Source organism: Sulfurimonas sp. (genome assembly GCF_026991475.1).
Lineage (GTDB): Bacteria > Campylobacterota > Campylobacteria > Campylobacterales > Sulfurimonadaceae > Sulfurimonas.
This window is the reverse complement of the sequence record NZ_JALXBK010000108.1, coordinates 1-3,461: the sequence shown is the minus strand read 5'-3', so window position 1 is coordinate 3,461 and position 3,461 is coordinate 1. Positions and strand designations below refer to the sequence as shown.

Annotated in this window: 3 protein-coding genes; all 3 read right to left on the bottom strand. The window is 33.2% G+C overall.

The window, feature by feature from the left end:
• The coding region (locus MV589_RS09680; RefSeq protein ID WP_297434344.1) for a hypothetical protein at positions 1-334 on the bottom strand (334 nt) is incomplete at its 3' end.
• Positions 335-343: 9 nt separating this feature from the next.
• Entirely contained in the window at positions 344-1,891 is a 1,548-nt protein-coding gene (locus MV589_RS09675) for a biotin/lipoyl-binding protein (RefSeq protein WP_297434342.1), read from the bottom strand.
• Positions 1,888-3,461: hypothetical protein (locus MV589_RS09670; protein ID WP_297434340.1), on the bottom strand; the 1,574-nt coding region annotated here is incomplete at its 5' end. The genes MV589_RS09675 and MV589_RS09670, both read right to left, overlap by 4 nt.

Here is a 3,461-nt window from a genome sequence, read left to right as displayed (position 1 = left end):
ATTGAAAAACCTCTGTTGTGACCCATGCATCTTCCTTGTATGAGGGGACAATAAGATAGAGATGCTCAGGATAGCGTTTTTCAAAAGGTAGATTTTGAATAGCTTTAAGATATGCAGGATAGGTTCTCTTTGCATAGATATAGGCACGAATATAATTTGTAAGCATTAAAGTATATCGCCAACTTCCTATAGATACAGCACCTATGATTATGCTTTTATGTATGTGGTTCATATATGGGAGAGAGATATAGAGAAGTACCATTGAAAGTGAAAAGTAAAAGAGTGCTGGTCTTACGAAAGATTGGTAAGCGCTTTTATGTCCAAATCGTCTCATTTGTATTCTTTAGAGTAAAATGAGATTGTGTGGGAGTATTTGAAAAGTTTTTTTTGCAAACTCTGAAGAGTTTAAAAAATAGACTTTAAGATACTCATTAAGATGAAAATGCACAGAAGGATCATCAAAGGCAATACGAATAGGAATTTCATTTTGTGATATTTCTACCGTATTTGTTGCACTGCCCTCAGTAATAGAGTAACCGATTCCTACAATATGTGCATTAAAAAATTTGTTGAGACGCTTGGAATAGACCAAGCAAGGTTCTTCTAAATAGATATTGTCCATCTGTGAAGAGAGTAGTTTTGTAAGAATATAAGGTTGTTGGAGTGTCTCTAAAGTTAAAATATTATCGCCAAATTTTACATAACTGTATGCTTTATGAAAAATATTATGTACAATGCCATCTTCTTGGGAGAGCACAATAGCTGCATTTATATCTTTTTGTAAACTTGTAATATCATCTCTGTTGAGATTCATATCGATGGCAATTTTGTTAATAAGCTTTTGCAGAGCAATTTTTTGGTTTTGGCTTTTAATATATGCTTGATCTGCTAAAAGGCTGTTCTTTGTAGGTATATTTTTATGCAAAATCACATCGTCATATTGTGCTTTAAAGTGCAGATATTGGTTCTGCATCTCACTAAATTGCTTACTTGTAATAAAATGTCTTTTATAGAGATACAGGGCTCTTTTGTAATTTGACTCTGCCTCTTTTTTTGTGCTTAGAATTTTCTCTTTTTCTAATTGACTTAAAGATTGTATCTGTACCTGTTTTTTTGTGATAGTGTAGTTAATATGAGTAAGTAGTTTTTGTGCATTATGTAGCTGCTTTTTTAGTAGCTGCTGTTGTCGCTTTTTATTTTCTAGTAGTTTTTTCTCATTTTTTGTATCCATCTCAAAAAGGAGTTCTCCTTTTGCTACATGCTGATTGTTCTTGACATATAGAGATTGTAAAAGTCCATTTCTTGGCGCATTGTAATTGTGGGAATTTCCAGAGATAAGTCCTGTACTATGGGTGACAATGAGATAGTTGTATAAAAAAGTAGTGAAAATAAGAGCAATAAAGAGCGCTCCAAATGCACCATAGAGGTAGACTCTTTTTAGAAAACTTCTGTGTATATTTTTTGACTCTTTATCTGTTAAAGAGATAGGTTCTTTGATCGGAGAAGCTACATCCATCATAAAAAGATCACTTGAGAGATCATCAATATGATTATAGTTACCATCGATGGCTAAAGAGGCATAGTGACGTAAAACACGGGAGTTTTTCTCCGTAATTTCAGTAATTTCAAATCCGTAAAAGTTTTGATTTATGTATCGTAAACGCGCTTTAACATTTAAAAGAATAGAAGCTCCACCTGTAGGCAGTACAAGTGTAGCATCGACTGTCTCATCAATGTTGAGTTTAAGTTCTAGGTTTTTTGCTTGAAAGCCGTTTGCGGACCAGTTAGTGACTTGATAGCTTTTTTGCTCTATGATGACTTGAATAGGAATAGTAAGACGATGTGATTTTCGTCGGCAATTTGCTTGGGATGTGATGGATGTAGGTATCATTGATTCCCTTTTATAAGTAGTGAGATGTTGGGAATATTGCTAAGGTAAGCAATATTTCCAAGTGTTTTGAAGAGCTCTATTTTTTTTAGGGCTATTCGGTATTTTAGTGTTATAAGTTGCTGTGAAAGGTCAATAATTTTATTTTCTGGATTATAGTTGAGATTTGGTATAGTGTTGTTTTGTATACTTTTGTAGCGCTCAATCCTTTTTTGTAAAAAACGAATATCATCTTTGTCTATTGTTATAAGCTGCTGTAGATCTGAAAAGTTTTGTATCAGCTGTATAAGCTTGTTTTGAACTATGTTTTCAAAGCTTTTTTGTGCAAGTACATTGGAGTGTTGTTCGAGCTGCGCAACCTTCTGTTCTTCATTACTTGTAAAATCGAGAGGGAGTTTTCCTTTTATTCCGACAGTGTTATACCAACCCATCTCATCGACAACACGTCTGCGAGCATATAAGCTAACTTCTACATTGTCACTGTAAGAAGGCAATTCATTTAAAAGTGAGAAACGGGCTTTTTGTAGAGCAGTGTCAGGGTTGTTCTCTTTTGCCAGTTTGAGGATTGTCTCATTATCTTGGAGTTGGAGTTGTCCGATTGTATGTAGCAATACTACAGCTTCCTTGGGTAGAGGTAGTTTTTTATGCTGTGCATATATTTTGGCTGTTTTATTGTAACGATTATATTTTTGTTCGAGCACTTCTATCTCATCTTGTGTACTTAAAGCATTGATGTAGCTATTTTTTCGATGCTTGAGTGCTTTTTTATAAAGGGAAGTTAGTTGTTTATAGTATTTGATATTTATTGCTTGGAGTGCTGCGTTTGCAATAAGCAGTTGTTCATCATAATGATTTTTTAAAACATAAGAGAATGTTTGTAAGTATGCAATCTTCTCTTGTTTGAGAGCGATGTTATTTGCTTTTTTATGTTCAAAATAACCATCTTTGAAAAGATCAAACTGTAACTTTAAATCGTATTCATAATCGGTATATTCACGAAATTTGTAATCTTGATTGAGATATTGCTCGTATTTTCCTTGCAGAGAAAGGCCATAAAAATTAGATTGATTTGCAAGAGTGTTTTGTACATTTTTTTGGTTTTGTTGTATGTCTGTATAGAAATTATTTTGCAAATAATCTGTCTGTTTCAAAGAATTACTATTAAAAGAGAAATTTTCATTGAAAAGTTTTTTGGTAATATTCCAGTCATTTTTAATTGTAAGCTCTTTCATTTTTGGTGCAGTTGCTCGCGTGAGAGTATAATTTTTGGCAAAGCGATACTTATATGTTTGTACAAGAATTGCATTTGGATAAGTGTGTTTATACTTTGAAAGACTTTTTTTCGCTTGAGTTGTTGTTTCAAAACAGCCACATCGCCATGTGGCATAAGAAGAGATTTGCATTTCTTGACACCCTTGGGGTACTTGAAGAGTTGCCTGCTTTAACTGAGAAGCACTCTTTAGCTGTACAGAGTAACAAGAGGATAAATCACTACCCAATAAAGGGTAAGCAATAAAAAAAATAAAAAAATAAAAATATTTATGCATTACTACAGTAGTTGTTACTTTCAAAA